This is a genomic window from Nocardioides sp. DN36, assembly GCF_055380375.1.
Genome location: NZ_AP043823.1, coordinates 3,517,539 through 3,542,053 on the forward strand (window position 1 = coordinate 3,517,539; position 24,515 = coordinate 3,542,053).

At 73.7% G+C, this 24,515-nt stretch carries 19 protein-coding genes and 1 pseudogene; 5 read left to right on the forward strand and 15 right to left on the reverse strand.

Annotation, left to right across the window (positions count from 1 at the left end):
* Positions 1–54: 54 nt before the first annotated feature.
* From ACZ43H_RS17780 to topA, 4 genes are all read right to left on the reverse strand, one after another.
* A complete protein-coding gene (locus ACZ43H_RS17780; protein ID WP_464585101.1) occupies positions 55–1,611 on the reverse strand; it encodes an alpha/beta hydrolase in 1,557 nt (518 codons plus the stop codon).
* On the reverse strand, positions 1,608–2,849 hold the full coding sequence (locus ACZ43H_RS17785; protein ID WP_464585102.1) for a DNA polymerase III subunit delta': 1,242 nt from the start codon (positions 2,847–2,849) through the stop codon (positions 1,608–1,610). The genes ACZ43H_RS17780 and ACZ43H_RS17785 overlap by 4 nt, the downstream gene beginning before the upstream one ends.
* On the reverse strand, positions 2,846–3,505 hold the full coding sequence (gene tmk / locus ACZ43H_RS17790) for a dTMP kinase (protein ID WP_464585104.1): 660 nt from the start codon (positions 3,503–3,505) through the stop codon (positions 2,846–2,848). Before tmk ends, ACZ43H_RS17785 begins: the two co-directional genes overlap by 4 nt.
* A gap of 169 nt (positions 3,506–3,674) precedes the next feature.
* Positions 3,675–6,368: a type I DNA topoisomerase gene (gene topA, locus ACZ43H_RS17795; protein WP_464585106.1), complete on the reverse strand. Its 2,694-nt coding sequence runs from the start codon at positions 6,366–6,368 to the stop codon at positions 3,675–3,677.
* A gap of 196 nt (positions 6,369–6,564) precedes the next feature.
* Here topA and ACZ43H_RS17800 point away from each other — a divergent pair, with 196 nt between their 5' ends.
* Complete coding sequence (locus ACZ43H_RS17800; protein ID WP_464585108.1) at positions 6,565–7,368, forward strand: hypothetical protein; 804 nt, start codon at positions 6,565–6,567, stop codon at positions 7,366–7,368.
* 12 nt (positions 7,369–7,380) lie between these two features.
* On the opposite strand, the gene ACZ43H_RS17805 is transcribed toward ACZ43H_RS17800, so the two are convergent.
* From ACZ43H_RS17805 to ACZ43H_RS17815, 3 genes are all read right to left on the reverse strand, one after another.
* Positions 7,381–8,859, reverse strand: a complete 1,479-nt coding sequence (locus tag ACZ43H_RS17805) for a DUF7059 domain-containing protein (protein WP_464585110.1) — start codon at positions 8,857–8,859, stop codon at positions 7,381–7,383.
* Between the two features lie 164 nt (positions 8,860–9,023).
* Entirely contained in the window at positions 9,024–11,465 is a 2,442-nt protein-coding gene (locus ACZ43H_RS17810) for a sodium-translocating pyrophosphatase (protein ID WP_464585111.1), read from the reverse strand.
* A 226-nt stretch (positions 11,466–11,691) separates the two neighbouring features.
* A complete protein-coding gene (locus ACZ43H_RS17815) occupies positions 11,692–12,030 on the reverse strand; it encodes an STAS domain-containing protein (protein ID WP_379177299.1) in 339 nt (112 codons plus the stop codon).
* Positions 12,031–12,200: 170 nt separating this feature from the next.
* Here ACZ43H_RS17815 and ACZ43H_RS17820 point away from each other — a divergent pair, with 170 nt between their 5' ends.
* Positions 12,201–14,537 (forward strand): DEAD/DEAH box helicase, encoded by a 2,337-nt coding sequence (locus ACZ43H_RS17820; protein ID WP_464585114.1) that lies wholly within the window; start codon positions 12,201–12,203, stop codon positions 14,535–14,537.
* Between the two features lie 24 nt (positions 14,538–14,561).
* Here ACZ43H_RS17820 and ACZ43H_RS17825 read toward each other — a convergent pair whose 3' ends face one another.
* From ACZ43H_RS17825 to ssd, 7 genes and pseudogenes are all read right to left on the reverse strand, one after another.
* Positions 14,562–14,903 (reverse strand): Rv3654c family TadE-like protein, encoded by a 342-nt coding sequence (locus ACZ43H_RS17825; protein WP_464585116.1) that lies wholly within the window; start codon positions 14,901–14,903, stop codon positions 14,562–14,564.
* Complete coding sequence (locus ACZ43H_RS17830; protein WP_464585118.1) at positions 14,900–15,283, reverse strand: TadE family type IV pilus minor pilin; 384 nt, start codon at positions 15,281–15,283, stop codon at positions 14,900–14,902. The genes ACZ43H_RS17825 and ACZ43H_RS17830 overlap by 4 nt, the downstream gene beginning before the upstream one ends.
* Entirely contained in the window at positions 15,280–15,561 is a 282-nt protein-coding gene (locus tag ACZ43H_RS17835) for a DUF4244 domain-containing protein (RefSeq protein WP_464585120.1), read from the reverse strand. Before ACZ43H_RS17835 ends, ACZ43H_RS17830 begins: the two co-directional genes overlap by 4 nt.
* Before the next feature lie 146 nt (positions 15,562–15,707).
* Positions 15,708–16,304, reverse strand: a complete 597-nt coding sequence (locus tag ACZ43H_RS17840; RefSeq protein WP_464585122.1) for a type II secretion system F family protein — start codon at positions 16,302–16,304, stop codon at positions 15,708–15,710.
* A gap of 113 nt (positions 16,305–16,417) precedes the next feature.
* The gene (locus ACZ43H_RS17845) at positions 16,418–17,182 is read right to left on the reverse strand and encodes a type II secretion system F family protein (protein WP_464585124.1); all 765 of its coding nucleotides are present in this window, start codon (positions 17,180–17,182) and stop codon (positions 16,418–16,420) included.
* Positions 17,179–18,345 (reverse strand): TadA family conjugal transfer-associated ATPase, encoded by a 1,167-nt coding sequence (locus tag ACZ43H_RS17850; RefSeq protein ID WP_464585126.1) that lies wholly within the window; start codon positions 18,343–18,345, stop codon positions 17,179–17,181. The genes ACZ43H_RS17845 and ACZ43H_RS17850 overlap by 4 nt, the downstream gene beginning before the upstream one ends.
* Positions 18,342–19,387 (reverse strand): annotated as a pseudogene (gene ssd / locus ACZ43H_RS17855) (septum site-determining protein Ssd). Before ssd ends, ACZ43H_RS17850 begins: the two are co-directional and overlap by 4 nt.
* 137 nt (positions 19,388–19,524) lie before the next feature.
* On the opposite strand from ssd, the gene ACZ43H_RS17860 reads away from it, so the two are divergent.
* Positions 19,525–20,325, forward strand: coding sequence for an HAD family hydrolase (locus ACZ43H_RS17860; protein ID WP_464585127.1), 801 nt, complete (start codon positions 19,525–19,527; stop codon positions 20,323–20,325).
* A gap of 259 nt (positions 20,326–20,584) precedes the next feature.
* Here ACZ43H_RS17860 and ACZ43H_RS17865 read toward each other — a convergent pair whose 3' ends face one another.
* Positions 20,585–21,319, reverse strand: coding sequence for a Fic family protein (locus ACZ43H_RS17865; RefSeq protein ID WP_464585128.1), 735 nt, complete (start codon positions 21,317–21,319; stop codon positions 20,585–20,587).
* A gap of 58 nt (positions 21,320–21,377) precedes the next feature.
* Here ACZ43H_RS17865 and ACZ43H_RS17870 point away from each other — a divergent pair, with 58 nt between their 5' ends.
* A complete protein-coding gene (locus ACZ43H_RS17870; protein WP_464585130.1) occupies positions 21,378–22,271 on the forward strand; it encodes a class I SAM-dependent methyltransferase in 894 nt (297 codons plus the stop codon).
* A gap of 112 nt (positions 22,272–22,383) precedes the next feature.
* A complete protein-coding gene (gene acs, locus ACZ43H_RS17875; RefSeq protein ID WP_464585132.1) occupies positions 22,384–24,378 on the forward strand; it encodes an acetate--CoA ligase in 1,995 nt (664 codons plus the stop codon).
* Positions 24,379–24,515: the final 137 nt, after the last annotated feature.

The following is a 24,515-nucleotide window of genomic DNA, read 5'->3' on the forward strand; positions in this document are numbered from 1 at the left end:
GAAACGTGCCGGACTATCTCCCTGGACGGGTGGTCTGCTGGGTCGCGGGGGTGCTCAGCAGGAGAGGCCGTCCTGCGGGACGGTGCCGTCGAGCAGGTAGTGCTCGACGGCGCCGTCCACGCAGTCGTTGCCGGCGTTGTAGCCGGTGTGGCCGTCGCCGTCGCGGCGGACCAGGACGCCGGAGTCGAGCTGGTCGGCGAGGTGCTCGGCCCACTGCATCGGGGTGGCCGGGTCGCGGGTCGTCCCGATCACCAGGATCGGCGGGGCGCCGGCCGCGTGCACCTCCCGGGGCTTCTCCGAGGATCGGACCTGCACCCCACCGCAGCCGGTCAGCCCCCAGGCGAACACGTCGCCGAAGGTGGGCGAGGCCCGCTCGAAGTCGGCCAGCTCCCCGGCCACCTGGTCGCCGCTGATGGCGTAGGGGTCGTCGAGGCAGCTGATGGCGTAGATCGCCTCCGCGCTGTTGTCGTCGTAGCCGTCGGAGCCGCGTGAGGAGTAGAGGTCCGAGAGCTGCAGCAGCGTCGAGCCGTCCCCCTCGAAACCCTGCTTGAGCGCCGCCGAGAGGACGTACCAGTAGTCGCGGTTGTAGAGCGGCGCCACGATGCCGTAGAACGCGTTGCCCACCTCGAGCTCACGGTCCCCGCTCGTGGGCAGCGGCTGCGCGTCGACCCCGTCGAGGAAGGACGCGATCCGCGCGAGTCCCGCGTCGACCGAGTCGCCGAGGAAGCAGCTGTCGGTCTCGTCGACGCAGTTCTGGACGTAGGCACGCAGCGCCGTCTCGAAGCCCGCGGCCTGCTCGAGCGCCAGCTCCCGCGCCCCGATCGAGAGGTCGACCGCGCCGTCGAGGACCAGGCGTCCGGCCTTGTCGGGGAACAGGTCGGCGTACGTCGCACCGAGCTTCGTGCCGTAGGAGGCGCCGAAGTAGGTCATCGTCGACTCGCCCAGCGCCGCCCGCAGGACGTCCATGTCGCGGGCCGCCTCCACGGTGGAGACGTGTGCGGCCAGGTCGCCGGACCGCTCGGCGCAGCCGCGGCCCAGGGTGTCGACGAAGCCGAGGTAGGTCGCCCGCTCGGCGGCGGTGTCCGGGTCTGGGTCCATGGCGACGTAGTCGTCGAGCTGGTCGTCGCTGAGGCAGTCGACCGGGTCGCTCGCGCCGGTGCCGCGGGGGTCGAAGCCGACGATGTCGAACCGGTCGAGCAGCGGCTGCCGGAAGACCTGGCCCGCCTGGGCGGCGTACTGCGTGCCCGGAGCGCCCGGGCCGCCGGGGTTGACCACGAGCGAGCCGATCCGCCGGGCGGGCTCCTGCGCCGGGACCTTCAGCACGGCCAGGTCGATCGTCGGCCCGTCGGGGTGCCGGTAGTCCAGCGGCACCTCCAGCGTCGCGCAGAGTGTGTCGCCGCACGGCGACCAGTCCAGCCGCTGGGAGTAGAACCGGGCGAGGTCCGGGCGCGGCGGCCGGGTCGCCCCGGGGTCAGGGGTGGTGGTGGGAGGCGCGGCGGGGACGCTCGAGACGCCCGGCTCGTCGTCCAGCTGGAGGATCGCGAACCCCAGGGTGCCCAGTCCGGTGGCCAGCATCGCGAGGGCGAGCACCGAGACCAGGACGCGCTTCATCTCGCCGGCCCGTCGGGGACCCGGAGCGCCACCATCATCGACTCCAGCGCGAGGGCGACGGGCACGTTGAAGTCGAGCATCTGCTCGCGCGCCTCGAAGATCCACGAGATCCGGCGCAGGTTGAGCTCGGGGGTGGAGGTGCGCACCACCTGGTCGACGTCGCCGCGGATCTCCTCGTTGACCAGCCGCCCGGGAGCCCCCGAGGCCAGCGCGATCGCGTCGCGGTAGACCGAGACCAGGTCCATCAGGCTGCGGTCGACCACGTCGAGGTGGCGACGCTTGGCGCGGGTCTTCTGCCCCTTCTCCATCGTCGCGAGCGCGGGGGCGTACTCGCGCGGGCGGCGCCCGCGCTCGACCACGCCGTACGACGCGTCGAGGTCGGAGCGCTCGCGGGCGTCGAGCTCGCGGGTGAGGAGGTCGGCCTCCTCCTTGGTCACCTCCGCGAGGTTGGCGGCTGCGGTCATGCACGCGCCCAGGGAGGTGAGCCGCGCCGGGATCGACACGACCTCGCGGCGGCGGTTGCGGGTCGCCTCGTCGCGGGCCAGCGCCCGGGCACGGCCGATGTGGCCCTGGCTGGCCCGGGCGGCGTACGACGCCAGCGCGTCGGGCACGCCGTCGGTCCTGGTCAGGAACGCGGCCACGTCCTCGGAGGTGGGCGTGGTCAGCGTGACCAGTCGGCACCGAGACCGGATCGTCGGCAGGACGTCCTCGACCGTCGGCGTGCAGAGCATCCAGACGGTGCGGTCGGTGGGCTCCTCGATGGCCTTCAGCAGCGCGTTGCAGGCCTGGTCGGTCAGCCGGTCGGCGTCCTCGACGATGAGGATCTGCCAGCGCCGACCGACCGGGGAGAGCGCCGCCCGGCGGACCAGGTCGCGGACCTCGTCGACGCCGATGGAGAGCTTCTCGGTGCGGATCACCGACACGTCGGCGTGGGACCCGGCGAGCACGGTGTGGCAGGAGTGGCAGGTCCCGCAGCCCGGTCCGGTGGGCGGGGCGGTCTCGCACTGCAGCGCGGCCGCGAACGCGATCGCGGCGTTCGACCGCCCCGACCCGGGCGGGCCGGTGAACAGCCAGGAGTGGCTCATCCCGTGGCCCTCCGCGGCCGTGCGCAGCGCCTCGATGGCGCGGTGCTGGCCGACCAGGCCGTCCCAGACGGTTCCTGAGGAGGGAGCGGAGCGACCGTCTCGAAGGGCGGTTCCTGAGGAGGGAGCGGAGCGACCGTCTCGAAGGTCGGTCATCGCCGTCCCGCTCCCCGGACCGCGAGGGCCAGCAGCGGAGCCACCTCGGCCCGGATCTCGGCGGCGAGCTCCTCGACCGGCCGCCGGGCGTCGAGCACCAGGTAGTGGTCGGGGTCGGCCGCGGCCATCTCGAGGAAGGCCGAGCGCACCCGCTGGTGGAACTCCACCGACTCGCCCTCGATCCGGTCCCGCTCCTCGAACCGGCCCAGGCCGTGCTCGGGCTCGAGGTCGAGGACCACGGTCAGGTGCGGCCGCAGGTCGTGGGTGGCCCAGCGGGCGACCTGCTCGACCTCGGCCACGTCGAGGGCGCGGCCGGCGCCCTGGTAGGCCAGCGTGGAGTCGACGTAGCGGTCGGTGACGACCACCGCGCCCCGGTCCAGCGCGGGCTGGACCAGCGTCTCGACGTGCTCGGCCTTGTCGGCGGCGTAGAGCAGCACCTCGGTGCGGTCGGCGAGCACGCCGGTCTCCGGGCTCAGCACGATCCGGCGCATCTGCCGCCCCACCGGGGTGTCCCCCGGCTCGAAGGTCAGCACCACGTCGTACCCCTCGGCGGCCAGACGGTCGCGCAGGAGCCGGGACTGGGTGGACTTGCCCGAGCCCTCGCCCCCCTCGAAGCAGACGAAGACGCCGGTGGATGCGTGGACGCCGGTGCTCACGGCGTACACCCTAGGCGGAGGGTCCGACTCCGCCCGCCGCGCGTGCCGCGCGGGCGCCCGACAACGGGCCCGACGAGGGTCGCCGATCGGTCACGAACCGCATCCGAGACGCCCTGGAACCTGCGGTTGGGGACCAATCCGCACCTTCCGGGCGCCGCAGGGACAGCGATCAGGACTTCTTGGCCGCGGCCTTCTTGGTCGTCTTCTTCGCCGTCGACTTCTTGGCGGTCTTCTTGGCGGCGGTCTTCTTCGCGCCCTTCTTGGCCGCCTTCTTCGCCGGGCCCTTGGCACGGCGCTCGGCGAGCAGCTCGGCCGCGCGCTCGATCGTGATCGATTCCACCGAGTCCTCCTTGCGGAGGGTGGCGTTGTACTCGCCGTCGGTGACGTACTCGCCGAACCGGCCGGCCTTGACCACCACCGGCTGCCCGGAGACCGGGTCGTTGCCGAGCTCCTTGAGCGGCGCCGCCGCGGCGGCGCGCCCGCGCTGCTTGGGCTGGGCATAGATCCGGAGCGCCTCGTCGAGGCCGATCGTGAGCAGCTGGTCCTCGGAGGCCAGCGAGCGGGAGTCGCTGCCCTTCTTCAGGTAGGGCCCGTAGCGACCGTTCTGGGCGGTGATCTCCTCGCCGTCCTCGGCGACCCCGACCACGCGCGGCAGCGACAGCAGCTTGACCGCGTCGTCGAGCGTGACCGTGTCCAGGGACATCGACTTGAACAGCGACCCGGTCCGCGGCTTCGCCGACTTCGGCGCGTCCTCGGGCAGCTCCTCGGTGACGTAGGGGCCGAAGCGGCCGTTCTTCGCCACCACGCGCAGCCCCGTCTCGGGGTGGGCGCCGAGCTCGATCTCCTCGCCGGCGGGGTTGGCCAGCAGCTCCTTGGCCTTCTCCATCGTCAGCTCGTCGGGCGGCAGGTCGTCGGGCACGTTGGCGCGGCGGCCGAACGGCGTCCCGTCCTCGTCGGGACCCTCGAGGTAGGGGCCGTACCGGCCGACCCTCAGGTGGACGCCGGAGTCCTCGCCACCGATCGGGAAGGTGGCCAGCTCGCGGGCGTCGATCTCGCCCAGCTCGTTGACCAGCGTGTGCAGGCCCTCGACGTCGCCGGAGCCGTAGTAGAACTCGCCGAGCTCGGTGTTGCGGTCCTTGCGACCCGCGGCGATCTCGTCGAGCACGTCCTCCATCGAGGCGGTGAACTCGTAGGACACCTGGCGCGGGAAGTGCTCCTCGAGCAGCCGCGTCACCGAGAACGCCAGCCACGCCGGCACCAGCGCGGTGCCCTTCTTGTAGACGTAGCCGCGGTTGAGGATGGTCCCGATGATCGAGGCGTACGTCGACGGGCGCCCGATCTCGCGCTCCTCGAGCTCCTTGATCAGCGTGGCCTCGGTGTAGCGGGCCGGCGGCTTCGTCTCGTGGCCCGACGCGGAGACCGACGCGGCGGAGACGGCGTCACCCTCCTCGAGGGCGGGCAGCCGCGTCTCCTGGTCGTCCTTGGCCGCGGAGGCGTCGTCGGTGCCCTCGACGTACGCCTTGAGGAACCCGTGGAAGGTGATCACGCGACCGGACGCGGAGAACACGACGTCCTCGCCGGTGGCCGCGCCGCCACCGAGGCGGATCGTGACCGACTGGCCGACGGCGTCCTTCATCTGGGAGGCGACTGTGCGCATCCAGATCAGCTCGTAGAGGCGGAACTGGTCGCCCTTGAGCCCGGTCTGGGCGGGAGTGCGGAACGAGTCGCCCGCCGGGCGGATCGCCTCGTGCGCCTCCTGGGCGTTCTTGACCTTCGAGGCGTAGACGCGCGGCGAGTCGGGGAGGTACTCCGCGCCGTACAGCTCCCGGACCTGCGACCGCGCCGCACCGACGGCGGCGTCGGAGAGGGTCGTGGAGTCGGTACGCATGTAGGTGATGAAGCCGTTCTCGTACAGCCGCTGCGCGACCGACATGGTCACCGAGGCGCCCATCCCGAGCTTGCGGCTGGCCTCCTGCTGGAGGGTGGTGGTGCGGAACGGCGCGTACGGCGAGCGGCGGTAGGGCTTGGACTCCACCGAGCGGACGTCGTACGTCGTGTCCTGCAGCGCCGCAGCCAGCGCCTCGGCGCGGGTGCGGTCGAGGTGGACGACCTTGGCGGCGTCCTTGAGCAGCCCGTCCGGGCCGAAGTCGGAGCCGCGGGCCACCCGGGCGCCGTCGACGGAGTGCAGCTTGGCGGGGAACATCCGCTGCTCGTGCTTGCTGCCGGCGTCGAAGGTGCCCTCGAGGTCCCAGTACGACGCGATGCGGAAGCGCATCCGCTCCCGCTCGCGGTCGACCACCAGGCGGGTCGCCACCGACTGCACGCGGCCCGCGGAGAGGCCGGACATGACCTTCTTCCACAGCACCGGCGAGACCTCGTAGCCGTAGAGGCGGTCCAGGATGCGGCGCGCCTCCTGGGCCTCGACGAGGTCGTCGTTGATCTGGCGGGGGTTCTCGACCGCGGCCTGGATCGCGGGCTTGGTGATCTCGTGGAAGACCATCCGGTGGACCGGGATGTTCTTCGGCTTCAGCTCGTCGAGGAGGTGCCAGGCGATCGCCTCGCCCTCGCGGTCCTCATCGGTGGCGAGGTAGAGCTCGTCGGCGTCCTTGAGCAGCGACTTGAGCTTGGAGATGTGGGCCTTCTTGTCGCGGGGGACGACGTAGTAGGGCTCGAAGCCGTTCTCGACGTCGACGGCCAGCCGGCCCCACGGCTTGTCCTTGATCTTGGCCGGGGTGTCCGCCGCGTTGTTCGGCAGGTCGCGGATGTGGCCGATGGAGGACTCGACGACGTACCCCGCGCCGAGGTACCCGCCGATCGTGCGGGCCTTCGCCGGGGACTCGACGATCACCAACTTGTGTGCCACGTGTGCTTCCTTCTCCTGCTTCACCTGCTGCACGGGCCACCGCTGCGGGGCCCAAGGCCGCTCACGGTAGCGCGTCTTCCACAGATCGCACTCCCGTGGCCGTCCGGCCCCGCCCTGTGGAGGAGCTCGGCGAGGGACGGCCCGAAGGTGCCAGCGTGGGCCTCCACACACCCGCGACCCCGCTCGGAGGAGCACGATGTACGACGACCACGACCACCCCTGGCTCGGCGACCACGATCCCGCCGAGGTGCCCCCGCCCGCCCTCGAGCGGCTCACGCACCTGGTGCTGGTGGACGGGAGGCTGGTGGACACCTGGTCCGAACCGGTGGCCGGCACCCGCTGGCAGCGCTACGCCGACCAGTTCGACCGCGAGCTCTTCCGGGCCGAGCCGGCTCCTCCCCCGCGGCCGCCGTGGCAGCGGGCGCTCGACTGGCTCGCTGACGTCTGCGGCGGGCCGGCCGCCGTCACCGGACTGGCCGAGGCCCCCCTCGACGACGACGGGTGCGACCTCCCCACCGAGACGCCCGACGCCGGTGCCCGCAGCCGCCTCGAGACGACCGCCGAGCTGCTCGACGCGGTCGCCGCCCGCATGTTCGACCCCGAGACGGCGATCGCGCTGCGCCGGGCGCTGCTCCTGCTGTGGGACGAGGAGCCCGAGACGGTGACCGGCGCGCGGTCCGCGGCGCACCTGGCGGGCGGGATCTGCTGGGCGGTCGGCAAGGCCAACGGGTCCTTCCGGCCGCAGGGCGAGCTGACGATGGCCCGCGTGCAGGAGGCGCTGGCACTGTCGACGCCGCTCTCCGGCTACGGCAGCACGGTACGCAGGGCGCTCGTCGGGTTCCGGGACCTCGGCCAGGGCCGCTGGTGGCGACCCCAGGGAGCACCGGCGCTCGAGCCGCTCGGCCGCGCGGAGCTGCTGTGCTCCCCGACCCGCCGACGACTGGTCCGGATGCGCGACCGGGCCCTGGCCGCCCGGGAGGCCGCCACCGACGCGGCCTGAACCGGCCCCGGATCAGGCCTGCAGGAAGCCCTCGGCGACGAGCTCGCGGACGGTCGGGAGGTACGTCGTGCGCGCCTGCCCGGCGTCGAGGTCGAGCAGCTCGGCGAGCGCGTCGAGGATCTGGCCCACGGTCAGCTCCCCGTCGCAGGCACCGACCAGCGCCGCCTCGACCGTGTCGACCTGGCGGGCCCGGCGCAGGCCACGCTGCTGGCGCAGGACCACCACCTCGGGGTCCTCGGCCCCCGGGGCGCCGAGGGTCTCCTGCTGGACGTCGGGGCGCACGACCAGCAGGGAGTCGGCGGTCACCTCCGCACCCGCCGAGGTCGACCAGTCGTGGATCGCGGGGGCGATCGGCTGCTCCACGTCGTAGGGCCACTCGAGGAGCTCCCGGGCCGGGCTGCCCACCTGCTGGGCGCCGCGCCGGCGCAGGTTGATCCACCCGAAGCCGATCCCCTCGACCCCCTGCTCCTCGAACCACGACAGCCAGGTGTCGTAGCGCACCAGGTAGTCCCCGGCACCGTGCAGGCCGGCGTCCTTGAGCCAGAGCTCGACGTACGCCGCAGGGTCGAGCACCTCGCGCTGCACGACGAAGGCGTCGCAGTCGTCGGCGAGCCACGAGGCCAGGCGGTCGTCCCAGGGCCGGTCCTTCGAGATCACCCAGTTGGCCAGGACCTGGCACCAGCCACCCTCGGTGAGGTGCTCCGGCGCGGCCCGCACGATGTCCTCGACGACCCGGTCGCCCGGCAGCCCCGAGTCGCGGTAGACCAGCTGCTCCCCGGTGGCGGGTGAGATCACGAACGGCGGGTTGGTGGCGATCAGGTCGAACTGCTCACCCTCGACAGGGCCGAACAGCGAACCGTCCCGCACGTCGACCCGGTCGCCCACCTCGTTGAGAGCCGCGTTGAACCGGGTCGTCCACAGGGCACGGGCGTTCACGTCTGTCGCGACCACCCGGTCGCTGTGCTGGGCGAGGTGCAGGGCCTGGACTCCGCAGCCGGTGCCGAGGTCGAGCGAACGTCCGACGGGCATCCGCAGGGTGAGCTGCGCGAGCGAGGTCGAGGCCGAGCTGATCCCGAGCACGTGGTCGGCGCGGACCCGGACCTGCTGCCCGTCGAGCCCGGGGGTGAGGTCGCTGACCACCCACAGGTCCCGGTCACCGGCCAGCTCGCCGGTGGCGTACGGCCGCACGTCCATGCGGGCCGCCACCTCGCCCACGGTCTGCTCGACCAGACCCTCGGCGGCCATCGGGCCGAGCAGTCCCGGGAGCGCGGCCTCGGCGGCCGCGAGCTCCACCGGGGCCTGCAGCAGGAACATCCGGATCAGGGTCTCGAGCGGGGAGCCGCCGGCGGTGGCGCGCAGGCCCGGGGTGGTCTCGTTGCGGCCGAGCGCGTCGTGCGCGAGCGGCCCGAGGGCCTCGGCCACCGCGTCGTAGGTGAAGCCGGCCAGGGAGAGGGCAGCGCGCAGCCGCTGGGGAAGGTCGCTGGTCGTCACCCGTCGACAGTAGGGGGCAACCGCTGCTGCCGCCTCACCCGCGTGGTGCCCCACGGGGGCGGTGTGACCGTCCTCTCGACACGGGGCGTCACGGGCGGCCGTCGCCCGGACGACGCCGACCCCCGGAGCGAGGGCTCCGGGGGCCGGCGTCGTGGTGCTGGTGGCTAGTGCGTCGGCGGCTCGAACTGCTGCGTCGGCGCCGGGTCCGCCGGGGGCGGCGGAGCGTCCGGCGTGTAGGCCCGCGGTCGGGTCTCACCGGCGGGGTCGGCGTGCGGAGCCGCCGGCGGAGCGGCCGGCGGCGCGGGCGGCTCGTCGACACCGTCGCCGATCGACACCTGGCGCTGCTTGGAGACGTAGACCGCGCCGGCGATGATCGCGACCGCGACGAGCGCGATGATGATGCGCAGCGGGTCGTTCTGGTCCTTGCCGACACCCATGGACACGACGGCGCTGGCGATGAGCAGCGAGACCAGGTTCATCACCTTGATCAGCGGGTTGATCGCCGGGCCGGCGGTGTCCTTGAACGGGTCGCCCACCGTGTCGCCGATGACCGTGGCGGCGTGGGCGTCCGAGCCCTTGCCGCCGTGGTGGCCGTCCTCGACGAGCTTCTTGGCGTTGTCCCATGCGCCACCGGAGTTGGCGAGGAAGACCGCCATCAGGGTGCCGGCGCCGATCGCACCGGCGAGGAAGCCGGCGAGCGCGGTGACCCCGAGCCCGAAACCGACCGCCACCGGCGCCAGCACCGCCAGGATGCCCGGGGTGATGAGCTCGCGCAGGGAGTCCTTGGTGACGATGTCCACCACGCGGCCGTACTCCGGACGGCCGGTCCCCTCCATGATCCCGGGGATCTCGCGGAACTGGCGACGCACCTCGAAGACCACCGCGCCGGCTGCCCGGCCGACCGCGTTGATCGCCAGGCCGGCGAACAGGAAGACCACCGCGGCGCCGAGGAGCACGCCGACGAGCACCGCCGGGTTGAACACGAAGAAGTCGGAGATCTTGAACTCGTCCGGGGTCGGGTTGGCCTCGGCGAGCGCCTCGAAGGCGGACGTGGAGTACGACCCGAACAGCGCGGTCGCCGCCAGCACGGCGGTCGCGATCGCGATGCCCTTGGTGATCGCCTTGGTCGTGTTGCCGACCGCGTCGAGCTCGGTGAGGATCTGTGCTCCCTCGGGGCTGACGTCGCCGGACATCTCCGCCACGCCCTGGGCGTTGTCGGAGACCGGGCCGAAGGTGTCCATGGCCACGATCACCCCGACCGTCGTGAGCAGCCCGCAGCCGGCGAGGGCGACCGCGAACAGCGACACCGTCAGCGACGCGCCACCGAGCAGGAAGGCCCCGAAGACGGCGGCTGCGATCACCAGCGTCGTGTAGACCGCCGACTCGAAGCCGACCGCCAGGCCGGACAGGATGACGGTCGCGGCCCCGGTGAGGGACGTCTTCCCGACGTCCTTGACCGGGCGGTGCTCCGTGCCGGTGAAGTAGCCGGTGAGCGCGAGGATCCCGGCGGCCATCACGATGCCGATCACCACCGCGATCGACGCGATCAGGGCCGGGTTGCCGTCGGACTGGCCACCGAAGAGCTCGTCGAGCGTGTTGCCACCGACGCCGGAGAAGTCGTCGAACGACGTCGGCAGGTAGACGAACGAGAGGATCACACTGGCCACCGCGGCGACGCCGGCCGAGATGTAGAACGCCCGGTTGATCGTGGTGAGGCCGTTCTCCCCGGCGCGCGGCTTGGTGACGTAGACGCCCATGACGGCGGTCAGCGCGCCGATCGCCGGGATCAGCAGGGGGTAGACGAGGCCCTTGTCCCCGAACGCCTGCGACCCGAGGATCAGCGCCGCGACCAGGGTGACGGCGTACGACTCGAACAGGTCGGCGGCCATGCCGGCGCAGTCGCCGACGTTGTCCCCCACGTTGTCGGCGATGGTCGCCGCGTTGCGCGGGTCGTCCTCCGGGATGTTCTGCTCCACCTTCCCGACCAGGTCGGCACCGACGTCGGCGGCCTTGGTGAAGATGCCGCCACCCACTCGCATGAACATGGCGAGCAGCGCGGCACCGAAGCCGAAGCCCTCGAGCACCTTGGGTGCCTGGTCCTGGAAGAAGATCACCACGAGGCTCGCGCCGAGCAGGCCCAGGCCCACGGTGAGCATGCCCACCATGGCGCCGGTGCGCAGGCCGATGGTCATCGCGGCCTCGCGGCCGGTGGTGTTCGCCGCGGCCGCCACGCGCAGGTTGGCGCGGACCGCCAGCGACATGCCGAGGTAGCCCACGGCGGCCGAGAAGCCGGCTCCCACGAGGAAGAAGACGGAGCGGAAGATGCGCACGGTCGCGTCGTCGGCGGGCAGCGCCAGCAGTGCGAAGAACGCGACCGCCGCGAAGATCGCCAGCGTCCGGAACTGCCGCTGCAGGTAGGCGTCGGCGCCCTCCTGCACCGCTTGGGCGATGTTCTTCATGTTGTCGGTGCCCTCACCGGCGGCCATGACTTCCTGGCGGAACATCGCTGCCATCGCGAGCGCGCCCAGCGCGATCAGTGCGACGACGATGACCAGGACGAGATTGCCGCCGGAGACGTCCACGACGAAGGGATGCGTCCCCGCCATGTGATTCCTCCTGCGCGATCGAGGGAGTGATGCATGTCTCACGAACTGCGGGGAGTCTACGCACGCGAGGGCGCCTCGATGCGCCTAGATGTGACCGGGGCCACACGGCGCGTCGCGGAGTCGGCGCACCGTCAGCTCCGGGCGAGCACGTTCGACCAGCCCGTCGGGCAGGCTCGGCGGGCTGGGAGGACCGGTCAGGAGCCGGTCTGGCGAGGCGGGGCCGCGGTCAGTTGGCGGCGAGCGCGGCCTCGGCCGACTCGTGGATGACGAAGACCTTCGCCAGGCCGGTGATCCGGAAGATCTTCAGCAGTCGGTCCTGGTTGCAGACCAGCTGCAGGGAGCCGTCGTGGGCCCGGACCTTCTTCAGGCCGCCGACCAGGACGCCGAGACCGGTGGAGTCGAGGAACTCGACCTCCTCCATGTCGATGACGAGGTCGTAGACACCGGCGGCCACCAGCTCGGTGATCTTGTCCCGGAGCTTGGGCGCGGTGTAGACGTCGATCTCGCCCCCGACGGCAACGATGGTCTTCCCATCGACGTCGCGCGTCGCAAGAGTCAAGTCCACAAGATCTCCCCTGGAGGAACGAAACGGCTGGTTGCCGAGTCAGTCGTGGCGGCAAGCCCCGAAACTCGGCCAGCACAATAAAACCACGCGCACCCTTCGCACGCACAAAGAAGTAAAGACTCTGTTGATGCGCGCCGTCCACTGTCGGTGCCATTTGCGAGACTGAGAGCGTGGAATCTGCGGTCGGGATCGTGCCCCGGAGCACGGGTCAGGTGGTCGACCGCCTGGCGTCCGTGCCCGGTCGTGAGGGGCGCCTGACGCACCTCGAGGTGCTGCCGTCCCGCGCCGCCCGGACCAGCGACTGGCCGGCCTGGGCCGACCCCGACGTGGTCGCCGCCCTCGTGGCCCGCGGCGTCGAGCGTCCGTGGTCCCACCAGGCGCTCGCGGCGGACACCGCCCACGCCGGGCGGCACGTCGTGCTGGCCACCGGGACCGCCTCGGGGAAGTCGCTGGCCTACCAGCTGCCGGCCCTGACCGCGATCCGGGCCGCCCGAGGCCCCCGCGGCCAGCGCGGGGCCACCGTGCTCTACCTGGCTCCCACCAAGGCCCTGGCGCAGGACCAGCTCTCGGGGCTCACCGGCCTCGGGCTCGACGTCCGGGTGACCACGCACGACGGGGACAGCGGCCGCGACCAGCGCGACTGGGCCCGCGACCACGGCGAGTACGTCCTCACCAACCCCGACATGCTGCACCGCTCGCTGCTGCCCGGGCACGCGCGCTGGGCGTCGTTCCTGGGCTCGCTCTCCTACGTCGTCGTCGACGAGTGCCACCACTACCGCGGGGTGTTCGGCGCGCACGTCTCCCACGTGCTGCGCCGGCTGCGCCGGATCTGTGCGGCGTACGGCGCTCACCCGACCTTCGTGCTGGCCTCCGCCACGGTCGCCGAGCCCGAGGTCGCCGCCCGGCGCCTCGTCGGCGCCGACGTCGAGGCGGTCACCGACGACGCCTCGCCCCGCGGCGAGGTGTCACTGGCGCTGTGGGAGCCGCCGTTCACGTCCGGCGGCGGCGAGAACGGCGCCCCGGTCCGCCGCGCGGCGTCCTCCGAGACCGCCGACCTGCTGGCCGACCTGGTGGCCGAGGGGGTCCGCACCCTCGCCTTCGTCCGTTCCCGGCGCGGGGCGGAGCAGGTGGCGATGACCGCCGCTGACCTGCTCGCCGAGGTGGACCCGAGCCTGCCCGGGCGGGTGGCGTCCTACCGGGGCGGCTACCTGCCCGAGGAGCGCCGGGCCATCGAGCAGGCGCTGCGTCGCGGCGACCTGACCGGGCTCGCCGCCACGAACGCCCTCGAGCTCGGCATCGACATCAGTGGCCTCGACGCCGTGCTGATGGCCGGCTTCCCCGGCACCCGCGCCGCCCTGTGGCAGCAGGTCGGCCGGGCCGGGCGCGGCGCGCAGGACGCGCTCGGGGTGCTGGTGGCCCGCGACGACCCGCTCGACACCTACCTCGTGACCCACCCCGAGGCGCTGCTGGGACGGCCCGTCGAGTCGACGGTCTTCGACCCGGGCAACCCCTACGTCCTCGGCCCGCACCTGTGTGCGGCCGCCCAGGAACGTCCGCTCACGGAGGCCGACCTGCCGCTGTTCGGGCCCACCGCGCCGGAGGTGATCGACCAGCTCACCGAGGCCGGGCTGCTGCGCCGCCGACCGCGCGGGTGGTTCTGGACCGACCGGCGCCGGGCCGCCGACCTGGCGGACATCCGCTCCACGGGCGGCTCGCCGGTGCAGCTCGTCGAGGCCGGGACCGGTCGGGTCGTCGGCACCGTCGACGCCGCCAGCGCCCACGGCGCCGCCCACCAGGGCGCCGTCTACGTGCACCGCGGCGAGACCTACCTCGTCACCTCGCTCGACCTCGACGACCACGTCGCCGTGATCGAGCGGGCCGAGCCCGACTACTCGACGTCGGCCCGCGAGGTCACCGACATCTCGATCGTCGCGGAGCGCGCCCACCGGGACTGGGCGGACTGCCGGGTCTCCTTCGGCGACGTGGACGTGTCGCACCAGGTCGTGTCCTTCCTCAAGCGTCGCCAGCCCGGCGGTGACGTCATCGGGGAGGAGCCGCTCGACCTGCCCGAGCGGTCGCTGCGCACGTGCGCGGTCTGGTGGACCGTGCCCGAGCACGTGCTCGCCGAGTCCGGGTTGGCCGAGCAGGACCTGCCCGGGGCCGCGCACGCCGCCGAGCACTGCTCGATCGGGCTCCTGCCGCTCTTCGCCACGTGTGACCGCTGGGACATCGGTGGCGTCTCCACGGCCGTCCACCCCGACACCGGCCGACTGACCGTCTTCGTCTACGACGGCCACCCGGGCGGCGCGGGGTTCGCCGAGCGGGGGTTCGCCGCAGCCCGTGAGTGGCTGACCGCCACCCGCGAGGCCATCGAGGCGTGCGGCTGCGTCGAGGGGTGTCCCTCGTGCATCCAGTCGCCCAAGTGCGGCAACCAGAACAACCCGCTCGACAAGGCCGGGGCGGCGCGGCTGCTCGACGTGCTGCTCGGCGGGTCGACCGGGGCCTGAGCCCCGGTCCCGGCCGAGCAGCCCTCACCCCGGCCCGGCCCGGGCCTCGGCCGACAGGTCCCCCTCCTGGCCGAGCCAGTGCGGCCCCGTCACCTCGACCCGGACCAGGGCGTCGCGGCCGTCCACCGCGCACCCGACCAGCCGGGCGCCGTTCGCGGCCGCGATGCCGGCCCCCGCTGCGCAGGCGTCTCCACCGCCGACGACCGCCCCGGCCACCGCGAGCGCCGCCAGGTCGGCCGCCGCCTGGGCCTGCCGGTGGGCACGCACCATGGCCGCCACCACGCCCAGCGCGGCCCCGAGGAGCAGGAGCACCCCCAGGCAGGCCACCACGACCACGCTCACCGAGCCCCGGTCGGACCGGGTCACGGCGAGGGCTCCAGCGCGGCGACCGCGTCGGCCCTCAGGGTGACGGGCGGGAACAGGTCGAACACCCCGCCCGGGCCCGACGCCCGGGCCACCGCCGAGGCGGTCACCCGGTCGGCGTCCGCTCGGACGGTGATGGTGCTGCCCGGAGGCGCCACCTGCAGCCCCCGGGCGACGGCCTCGGCCTCCCCCTCCCCACGAGCCGCCGCGCGGGCGGACTCGCGCGCCGCGTCGACGACCCGGATCTGCGCGGCGCCCACGGCAAGCAGCCACACCAGGCCGACCGTCACCGCCAGCAGGAGGGGCAGCGACATCGCCAGCTCGGCGGTGGCGGCACCACGGTCGTCGCGCCGGTGGGGCACCGCGGCCCGGACCGTCCTCACCCGACGCCCAGCAGGCCCAGCACGTGGTCGAACAGCGTGTGCAGCAGCTGGTTGCCGAAGCCGCCGGTGAGCAGCTTGTAGAGCAGCCCGGCCAGTCCGGCGCCGGCGGCGGTGCCGACGGCGTACTCCGCGGTCGTGATGCCGGCCTCGTTGCGCGCGGGTGCCCGGGAGGGGCGGCCCGGGGGCCGGGTGGTCAGGGGCCGGGTGGTCAGGGGCCCGGTGGTCAGGGGCCCGGTGGTCAGGGGCTGGGTGTTCAGGAGCTGGGTGTTCAGGGACATGGATCGCCTCTCGGAGTGAGTGCGGCCGCCGGTGCGACCGCCCACGACGAGGCTCGGCGATGCCGTCGACCTCGAGCGGGCCAGCGGGTCCGGCCTGTGGATGCGGCGTGCCCGGGCACGCACGGTGGACGCCGGGTGGCCACTGCTCAGAGGTCGAGGCTCGCCAGCAGGCCCGCGACCAGGGGCACGATCCCGACCAGCACGAAGGCGGGCAGCAGGCACAACCCCAGCGGCAGCGCCGCCTTCACGCCCACGGCCCGGGCCCGGTCCTCGACGTCCGCGCGCGCCCGGCGGGCGAGGTCCCCGGCCAGCCGCTCGACCGCCGGCACCACGGCGGCGCCCGTCGCCTGGGACCGGGCCAGCGTCCTGCCCAGCGGGGCCAGGTCGGGGTCGGAGCCGAGGGACTCCCAGACGCCGACGGGGTCGAGCCCGAGGGCGAGCCGGGCGGACACGAGCGCGAGCCGGTCCGCCGCGGCACCGGGCAGTGCCCCGCACACGACCTGCAGCCCGTCACCGGGCGCGGCCCCCGCACGGAGCGTGGCAGCGAAGAGCGTGACCACGTGCGGCAGGTCGCGGCGCACCTGCTCGCGCTCGCGCCGGGCCTCGGGCGTCTCGGTGCGACCGATCGCGACCCACGCACCGACGCCCGCCACGACCGCCGCCACGCCACCGGCCGGGCCGCCCACGAACAGCAGCGCCGCCGCGCCGGCGAGCAGGGAGAGGACCACCCGCTGGCGACGCATCCACCCTCCGGCAGCCGCCTCCCGCGGACCGGGTCGCGTTGGGGAGGGCCTGGCTCGTCCCGGCAGGGCGAGCGCGACCGCCAGCGCCGTGCAGGCGACGGCCGACCACGGCATCACCGACACCGGTCCACGTCCCGCGCGATCGCCTCGATCCAGGCCAGGCCGGCCAGCCCCAGCGCGATGCCGCCGGCCAGGCAGACCAGGCCGAGCGGCCGCCCGACCAGGAAGCCCCACGGGTCGCCCCCGGCGCCCGAGCCCATGGCCAGCGCGAGCACCGGCAGGCCGGCGACCATCCGCGCCGTGGCGCGGGCCGACGCGAGCTCGCCCTCCACCACCCTCCGGCTCGCCTCGGCGGCGCGCAGGTCGTCGGCGACGGCGTCGACGGCCCGGGCGAGGCCGTGCCCGGTGCGGTGGGCGACCTGCCACGCGGCGGCGACCAGGCGCAGGTCGGCTGCGCCCGGCGACCGGGATAGCTGGCGCAGCGAGTCCGGTACGTCCGCGCCCACCCGGAACGCCTCGGCAGCCGGGGCGAGCGGCGGCCACGTCGCCGCAGCCCGGTCGAGTGCTCGACCGGGCGGGAGGCCGGACCCCAGCTCGGCGGCCAGCAGCTCGCAGGTCTCGAGCACCCGGCCGGCCACCGCCCGGGCCTCGCGACGGCGACGCCGGGCAGCCCAGAGGCACGCCGCACCGAGCAGGGCGCCGGCCGCGACCACCGTGGGCGCGGCGACCTCGGGATGGCCGGCCGCCAGCGCCACGGCACCCGCCACCGGGAGCAGCAACGCCGCACGGCTCGCACCCGTCGGGGCTTGGGCACGGGGACGCACCGGCCCGAGCAGGAGCACCGCCAGCGCGGCGGCCAGCGCCGGCAGCAGGGTCATCGGCCGAGCCGCTCGACGAGCCGGGCACCCGCCGGGCCGACGGTCGCCGATCCCCCAGGGCCCAGCTCCAGGGCGGTGACCATCCGGACCAGACCGTCCTGGCCCCGCTCGGGCACGGCGACCTGGCCCAGACGGCGCCGGCCGTCCCGGTCGCGGGTCAGGTGCAGCACGACGTCCACCGCGGACGCGAGCTGGCTGTGGGCCGCGGCCCGGCCCAGCCCGGCGGCCAGGGCCAGGGCCTCCACCCGCGCCGGGACGTCGAGCGCCGAGTTGGCGTGCAGGGTGCCGCAGCCACCCTCGTGACCGGTGTTGAGCGCCGCCAGCAGCTCCACGACCTCCGCGCCGCGCACCTCGCCGACGACCAGCCGGTCGGGACGCATCCGGAGCGCCTGGCGCACCAGGGTCCGCAGGTCGATCCCGCCGGCGCCCTCGATGTTGGGCGGGCGCCCCTCCAGCGCCACGACGTGGGGATGGGCCGGCCGCAGCTCGCCCGCGTCCTCGACGAGGACGATCCGCTCGTCCGGTGGCACCAGCGACAGCAGGGCGGCCAGCAACGTGGTCTTCCCGGTGCCGGTGCCGCCGCTGACCAGGAACGCCAGCCGGGAGACGACCACCGCACGCAGCAGCTCGCCGGCGTCGGCTGTCAGCGACCCGGCCGCCTCCAGCTCCTCGAGGGTGAACGTGCGGGCCCTCGGCACCCGCAGCGAGACCAGCGTGCCCGGGCTGGCGACCGGCGCCAGCACCGCGTGGAAGCGGGTCCCGTCCGGGAGCCGCAGGTCCGCGTGGGGCGTGGCGTCGTCTAGGCGCCGCCCCCCGGCGGCCGCCAGCCGCTGGGCCAGGCGCCGGACCGCCTCCTCGTCGGGGAACCGCACCCCGCTGAGCTCCAGCCCCGCCCCACGGTCCAGGTAGACCCGGTCCGGCCCGTTGACGAGGACGTCGGTGACCCCGGGCGTCCGCAGCAGCGGCTCGAGCGGCCCGGCGCCCACGACGTCGCGGCGCAGCGCCTCGTAGACCTCCAGCACGGTGGCGTCGCCGACCGGTCGGCCCGACTCACGCAGGGCCTGGGCCACGCGGTGCGGGGTGACCTCGCCCGGCTCGCGGGCGAGCCGGTCACGGACCAGCCCGAGGTCCCCGTCCGCCCATCCGTCCGCACCGGAGGTCATGCCACGGCCCGCGTCAACGCCAGCCTGCCGAGGACGTCCGCGGCGGCTCGACCCAGCGGCCCCCGGCGCGACCGCACCGGCCCGAGGCCGAGGTCGATGGCCTCGGCGAGCCCGCGCTGGTCGGCCATCCTGGTCAGGACAGGGACCCCCGTCACCCGGGCCACCTCGTCGGGCTCGACGCCCCCACCACGCACCACGAGCCGCATCCGCGACGGGTCGAGAGCCCGCGCGCACAGCCGCGTCGTCGCCGCGACGCCCGCGACGGAAGGGACCACCATCACCAGCACCAGGTCGCAGCGGGAGGCCACCTCCTCGACCAGCTGGTCGGAGGCCCGCGGGAGGTCCACCACCACCGTGTCGTGGCCCCGGCGTGCCGCCGACAGTGCCTCCCGGAGGGCGTACGACGGCAGCGAGGGGGTCGTGGCCGCGTGCCAGGTCAGCGCCGCGAGGTCCCCGCGCCGGGGCAGCGCGTCGCGCAACGACCTGGCGCTGAGCCGTCCGGTGGTCCGGCACAGGGCGTCCCAGCGGATGCCCTCGTCGTCCTCCAGCCCGAGCACGCGGTCGACGCCCGGCCCCAGGGGGTCCGTGTCGATCACCACCGCGGGCCCGTGCCGCGACGCGACCTGCCCCAGGGCGCACGCGAAGGTCGTGGCGCCGGCGCCCCCGGAGCCGCCCACGACCCCCAGGAGCAGCCCCTGACCGCGGTCGTGGTCGCCGACGTCGGTCAGCAGCTCGACCAGCCACTCGTCCGCCCGGGGCAGCTCGACCACGCCCTCGGCGCCCACCGCCACGGCCGTGCGGAACAGCGCCTCGGGGGCCGGGCCGGGCACCACCAGGTGCACGCGCGCCCGGCGCGCGGGCTGGGTGCGCGCCACCTCGGCCGCCAGGTCGGCACCCAGCAGGACCAGGGGGCCGCCGTCCAGGTGCGGAGGGCGGCCGCTGCGTCGGCGGCGACGTCGGGCGTGACCCCGGCGGCCGCCGCCAGGCGGAGCAGGTCGTCGAGCAGGGTCCGGTCACGGGTGATCAGCAGCGGCGCGGTCATGGCAGCAGGCTCCCCGTCAGCAGCGGGGGCACACCCGCCTCCTCCGCCGGCCTGTGGAGGACGCGCGCGGGAGACGCGGTTGGGGACGACAACCGGACCGGCGACCGCCGGCCGGCGTACCCACCTACGATGTGCCCATGGCGCACCGCCCCACCGCGGCCTTCTTCGACCTCGACAAGACGATCATCGCGAAGTCGAGCACGCTGGCCTTCAGCCGACCGTTCCAGGCCGGAGGCCTGATCACCCGGCGCGCGGTGCTGCGGTCGGCCTACGCCCAGTTCGTCTACCTCGTCGGCGGGGCGGACCACGACCAGATGGAGAAGATGCGGCAGTTCATGTCGCAGCTGTGCGCCGGCTGGGACGTGGCGACCGTCCGCGAGATCGTCGCCGACACGCTCCACAACATCGTCGATCCACTCGTCTACGACGAGGCCGTGTCGCTGATCGAGGAGCACCGCCTCGCCGGGCGCGACGTCGTGATCGTCTCGACCTCGGGCACCGAGGTGGTCGGCCCCATCGGGGAGATGCTCGGCGCCGACCGCGTGGTCGCCACGCGCATGGAGATCGAGGACGGCAAGTACACGGGCGAGATCGCCTACTACGCCTACGCCGAGGAGAAGGCCCGCGCCATCCGCGAGCTCGCCGAGCAGGAGGGCTACGACCTCGAGCACAGTTACGCCTACAGCGACTCCGTGACCGACGTGCACATGCTGGAGGCGGTCGGCCACCCGCACGCCGTCAACCCCGACCGCGAGCTGCGCCGCATCGCGACGGCCAACGGCTGGCCCGTCCTCGTCTTCAGCAAGCCGGTCGCGCTCCAGGCGCGGGTGCCGCTCCCGCCGGCCAAGCCCACCCTGGCCGCGCTGGCCGTCGGCGGCGTCGTCGCCGTGGGCGGCGTGTGGTGGGTCAACGCCCGCAAGCGGCGGCTCGGCGCCTGATCCGTCTCGCCCGGACGCCGAATGTCAAGCCTTGAACACGGGATCGATGGGGCGTAGAAACGGGGGCAGAACTCCACAGGACAGCACGTGATCCGGGTACCCACGCGGCGATCTACCCTTCTACAGGGCGCTTGCCAGACCGGGGCGGTCCCGGGGCAGCAGTTGATGTTGCACGCTTGGTAGCCATCGGAGTCACGTGTCAGCGGCGGCATCCGGATCTTCTCGAGTCGGGTGCCGCTCGCACGTCCGGGGCCTGTGCTCAGGCGTCGTCGGCGGCGCGCCGCAGCGGGCTCGCCTCCGCACCCGCGGCGTACGCCTCGGGCGCGTAGAGGACCCAGGCGTGCACGCCCGCCCGGCCGCCGTCGGCGTACCCGCGCAGGTTCGACTCGTACGCCGCGCGCAGCGCCAGGTGGCCGGCCTCCGGCACCACCAGCGACTTCTCGTCGACCCCGCGGGCGACCAGCACCAGGCGCTCGGCCGCCCGGGCCACCAGCCCGTTGTGGGAGGCGAAGGGGGCCAACGTCGCCAGCTCGGCGTGCACCACGGCGGCCTGCAGCAGCGCCGGGGCCGACGTCGTGGCGGTGAGCAGCGCGGCCAGACCGCGCAGCCGTTCGGCGGACGCGGCGTCCCGGGGCCGGCCCAGCTGGTCGGCGGGGAGGCTGCCGGTGGCCGCGAGAGCGTGGATGCGGGCCAGCGCCTGGAGGGGCGACCTGGCCAGCAGCGGGGTCAGCGAGAGCAGCTCGGTCGACACCCGGACGGCGTCGTGCGCGACCTGGTCCCCGGTCCCCTCGCGGACCTCGGCGAGCGTGGAGCCGGATCCCTCGAGCACCGCGCTCGCGTGGGCCCCGCGGAGCAACGACTCCGCGGTGGTCTCGGGGGACGTGCGGCGCAGCCCGCGGTCGCGCAGCACCACGTCGATCCCGTCGCGGGCCGCGGCGTACGCCGACGGCACGCCTTCGAGGTTCGTCAGCCAGGCCAGCGGATCCGCGCTCATGGCTGTGAAGGCTACGGCGCACCGATCGGGCATCCCCCAGCCGGTAACGTGATGGGTGATGAGTGATGCGCCGCAGCCCCCCTCGGACGACCGGAACCCCGACCGGGCGAGGTCCTTCGGTCCCGTCGCCGACGCCTACGACCGGGGCCGCCCGTCGTACCCCCTTGAGGCGGCGGCGTGGCTGGTCGGCGAGCAGCCGGTGACCGTCCTCGAGCTCGGCGCCGGCACCGGGAAGCTCACCGCGCAGCTGGTCGCGCTCGGCCACGACGTCCACGCCACCGACCCCGACGAGGCGATGCTGGCCGTGCTGCGCCGCGACCTCCCGGACGTCCGCACGACGGTCGCGTCGGCCGAGGAGATCCCGGCTCCCGACCGCTCGGTCGACGTCGTCGTCTGCGGCCAGGCCTTCCACTGGTTCGACCTCGAGCGTGCCCTGCCGGAGATCGCGCGGGTCCTCAAGCCGCGCGGCCGCCTCGCGCTGGTGTGGAACCAGCGCGACGAACGGATCCCGTGGGTACGCCGTCTCGGCCGGCTGATCGGCACCCAGGAGCAGCTGCGCGAGCCGGCCGAGCCGCTGGTGCAGTCGGCGCTGTTCGGCTTCGTGGAGGCGACGACGTTCCGCTTCTGGCAGACCGTCGACCGTGAATCGATCCAGGACCTCGTGCTCTCGCGTTCCAACGTCGCGGTGCTCGACGAGGAGGCGCGGGCCGCGAAGCTCGCCGAGGTGCTGGCGTTCTACGACGACTACGGGCGGGGCATGGACGGCATGCAGCTGCCCTACGAGTCCAGCTGCTTCCGGGCGGTGGTGGTGGACCAGCCACGCGCCACCGAGGAACCGGAGGTCGCGCACGAGCCGGGGCCGGACGACGAGACCGGCGAGACCCCCCTCGCCGCGGAGCCGGAGGTCTCGGACGGCACCGACACGGACATGCTGCTCATCGACTTCCGCTAGGCAACCGGGGGCCAACCCGGCCGGTGCACGCTGGAAGACCGGGACGTATCCACGTGCGAGGCCCACGTCCTAGGGTGGCGAGAGCCACATCGAGCGAGATCCGGGAGAGACCGTGAGCGAAGAGACCCCCTCTGACCAGACCCTGGCCAACCTGTCCCGCGAGGAGCGCCGCTTCGAGCCGCCGGCGGAGCTCGCCCAGCACGCCAACCTCCGGGCCGAGGCCTACGACCGGGCTGCGCAGGACCGGGAGGCCTTCTGGGCCGAGCAGGCGGAGCGGCTGACCTGGGACCAGAAGTGGGACCGGGTCGTGGACTGGGACGACCCGCCGTTCGCGAAGTGGTTCACCGGCGGTCGGATCAACGCGGCGTACAACTGCGTGGACCGCCACGTCGAGGCCGGCAACGGCGACAAGGTCGCCTTCCACTGGGTGGGCGAGCCCGTCGAGGACAAGCGCACCCTGACCTACGCCGAGATGAAGGACGAGGTCTCCAAGGCCGCGAACGCGCTCACGGACCTCGGCGTGCGGACCGGTGACCGGGTCGCGATCTACATGCCGATGATCCCCGAGGCCGTCATCGCGATGCTCGCGTGCGCCCGCATCGGCGCCCCGCACACGGTGGTCTTCGGCGGCTTCTCCTCCGACGCCCTGGCCACCCGGCTCATCGACTGCGACGCCCGCGTCGTGATCACCTCCGACGGGGGCTACCGCCGCGGTGCACCCTCCGCCCTCAAGCCGGCGGTCGACGAGGCCCGTGCGAAGACCGCCGAGAGCGGTCACACCGTCGAGAAGGTGCTGGTGGTGCGGCGTACCGGCCAGGACGTCGACTGGGACGAGTCCGTCGACGTCTGGTGGCACGACGCCGTGGACTCGGCGTCGACGGAGCACGCTGTCACGTTCTTCGACGCCGAGCACCCGCTCTACGTCATGTACACCTCCGGCACCACCGGCAAGCCCAAGGGCATCCTGCACACGACCGGCGGCTACCTCGTCGGCTCGGCCTACACCCACTGGGCGGTCTTCGACCTCAAGCCGGAGACCGACGTCTACTGGTGCACCGCCGACATCGGCTGGGTCACCGGCCACTCCTACATCGTCTACGGACCGATGGCGAACGGCGCGACCCAGGTGCTCTACGAGGGCACGCCCGACAGCCCAGAGCGCGGTCGCTGGTGGCAGATCATCGAGGAGTACGGCGTCTCGATCTTCTACACCGCCCCCACCGCGATCAGGTCCTTCATGAAGCAGGGGCGGGAGATCCCGGACCGCCACGACATGTCCTCGCTGCGGCTGCTCGGCTCGGTCGGCGAGCCGATCAACCCCGAGGCCTACGTCTGGTACCGCACCGTGATCGGCGGTGACCGCACCCCGGTCGTGGACACCTGGTGGCAGACCGAGACCGGCTCGATCATGATCAGCCCGCTGCCGGGCGTGACCGCGGGCAAGCCGGGCTCGGCGATGACGCCCATCCCGGGCGTCTCCGCCGAGGTCGTCAACGACGAGGGCGAGCCGGTGCCGAACGGGTCCGGCGGCTACCTGGTGCTCACCGAGCCGTGGCCGTCGATGCTGCGCACGCTGTGGGGCGACGACGACCGGTTCAAGGAGACCTACTGGTCGAGGTTCGCGAAGCAGGGCTTCTACTTCGCCGGCGACGGCGCGAAGAAGGACGAGGACGGCGACATCTGGGTCCTCGGCCGGGTCGACGACGTGATGAACGTGTCTGGCCACCGGCTCTCCACGACCGAGATCGAGTCGGCGCTGGTGTCGCACCCGAAGGTCGCCGAGGCGGCCGTCGTCGGCGCCAAGGACGAGGACACCGGCCAGGCGGTCTGCGCGTTCGTGATCCTGCGGGAGGAGGCCGGCGACGGCGGCAAGGACATCGTCGAGGAGCTGCGCAACCACGTGCGCAAGGAGATCGGCGCGATCGCCAAGCCGCGCCAGATCATGATCGTGCCCGAGCTGCCGAAGACCCGGTCCGGCAAGATCATGCGCCGCCTGCTGAAGGACGTGGCCGAGCACCGCGAGGTCGGTGACGTCACCACGCTGGCCGACTCCTCGGTGATGGACCTGATCTCCACCGGGCTCGACTCCGGCAAGTCCGAGGACTGACCCCCACGCCGAGTCGGCGCAGGTTGACCCCCGCGGTGGTCGACGAGCGCCGACTCGGCGTGCTCGGTGTGTCAAGGAGCGCCGACTCGGGGTTGGGTAGGCTGACCGCAGGAGCGCCGGGAAGTCTGGTCGGCACC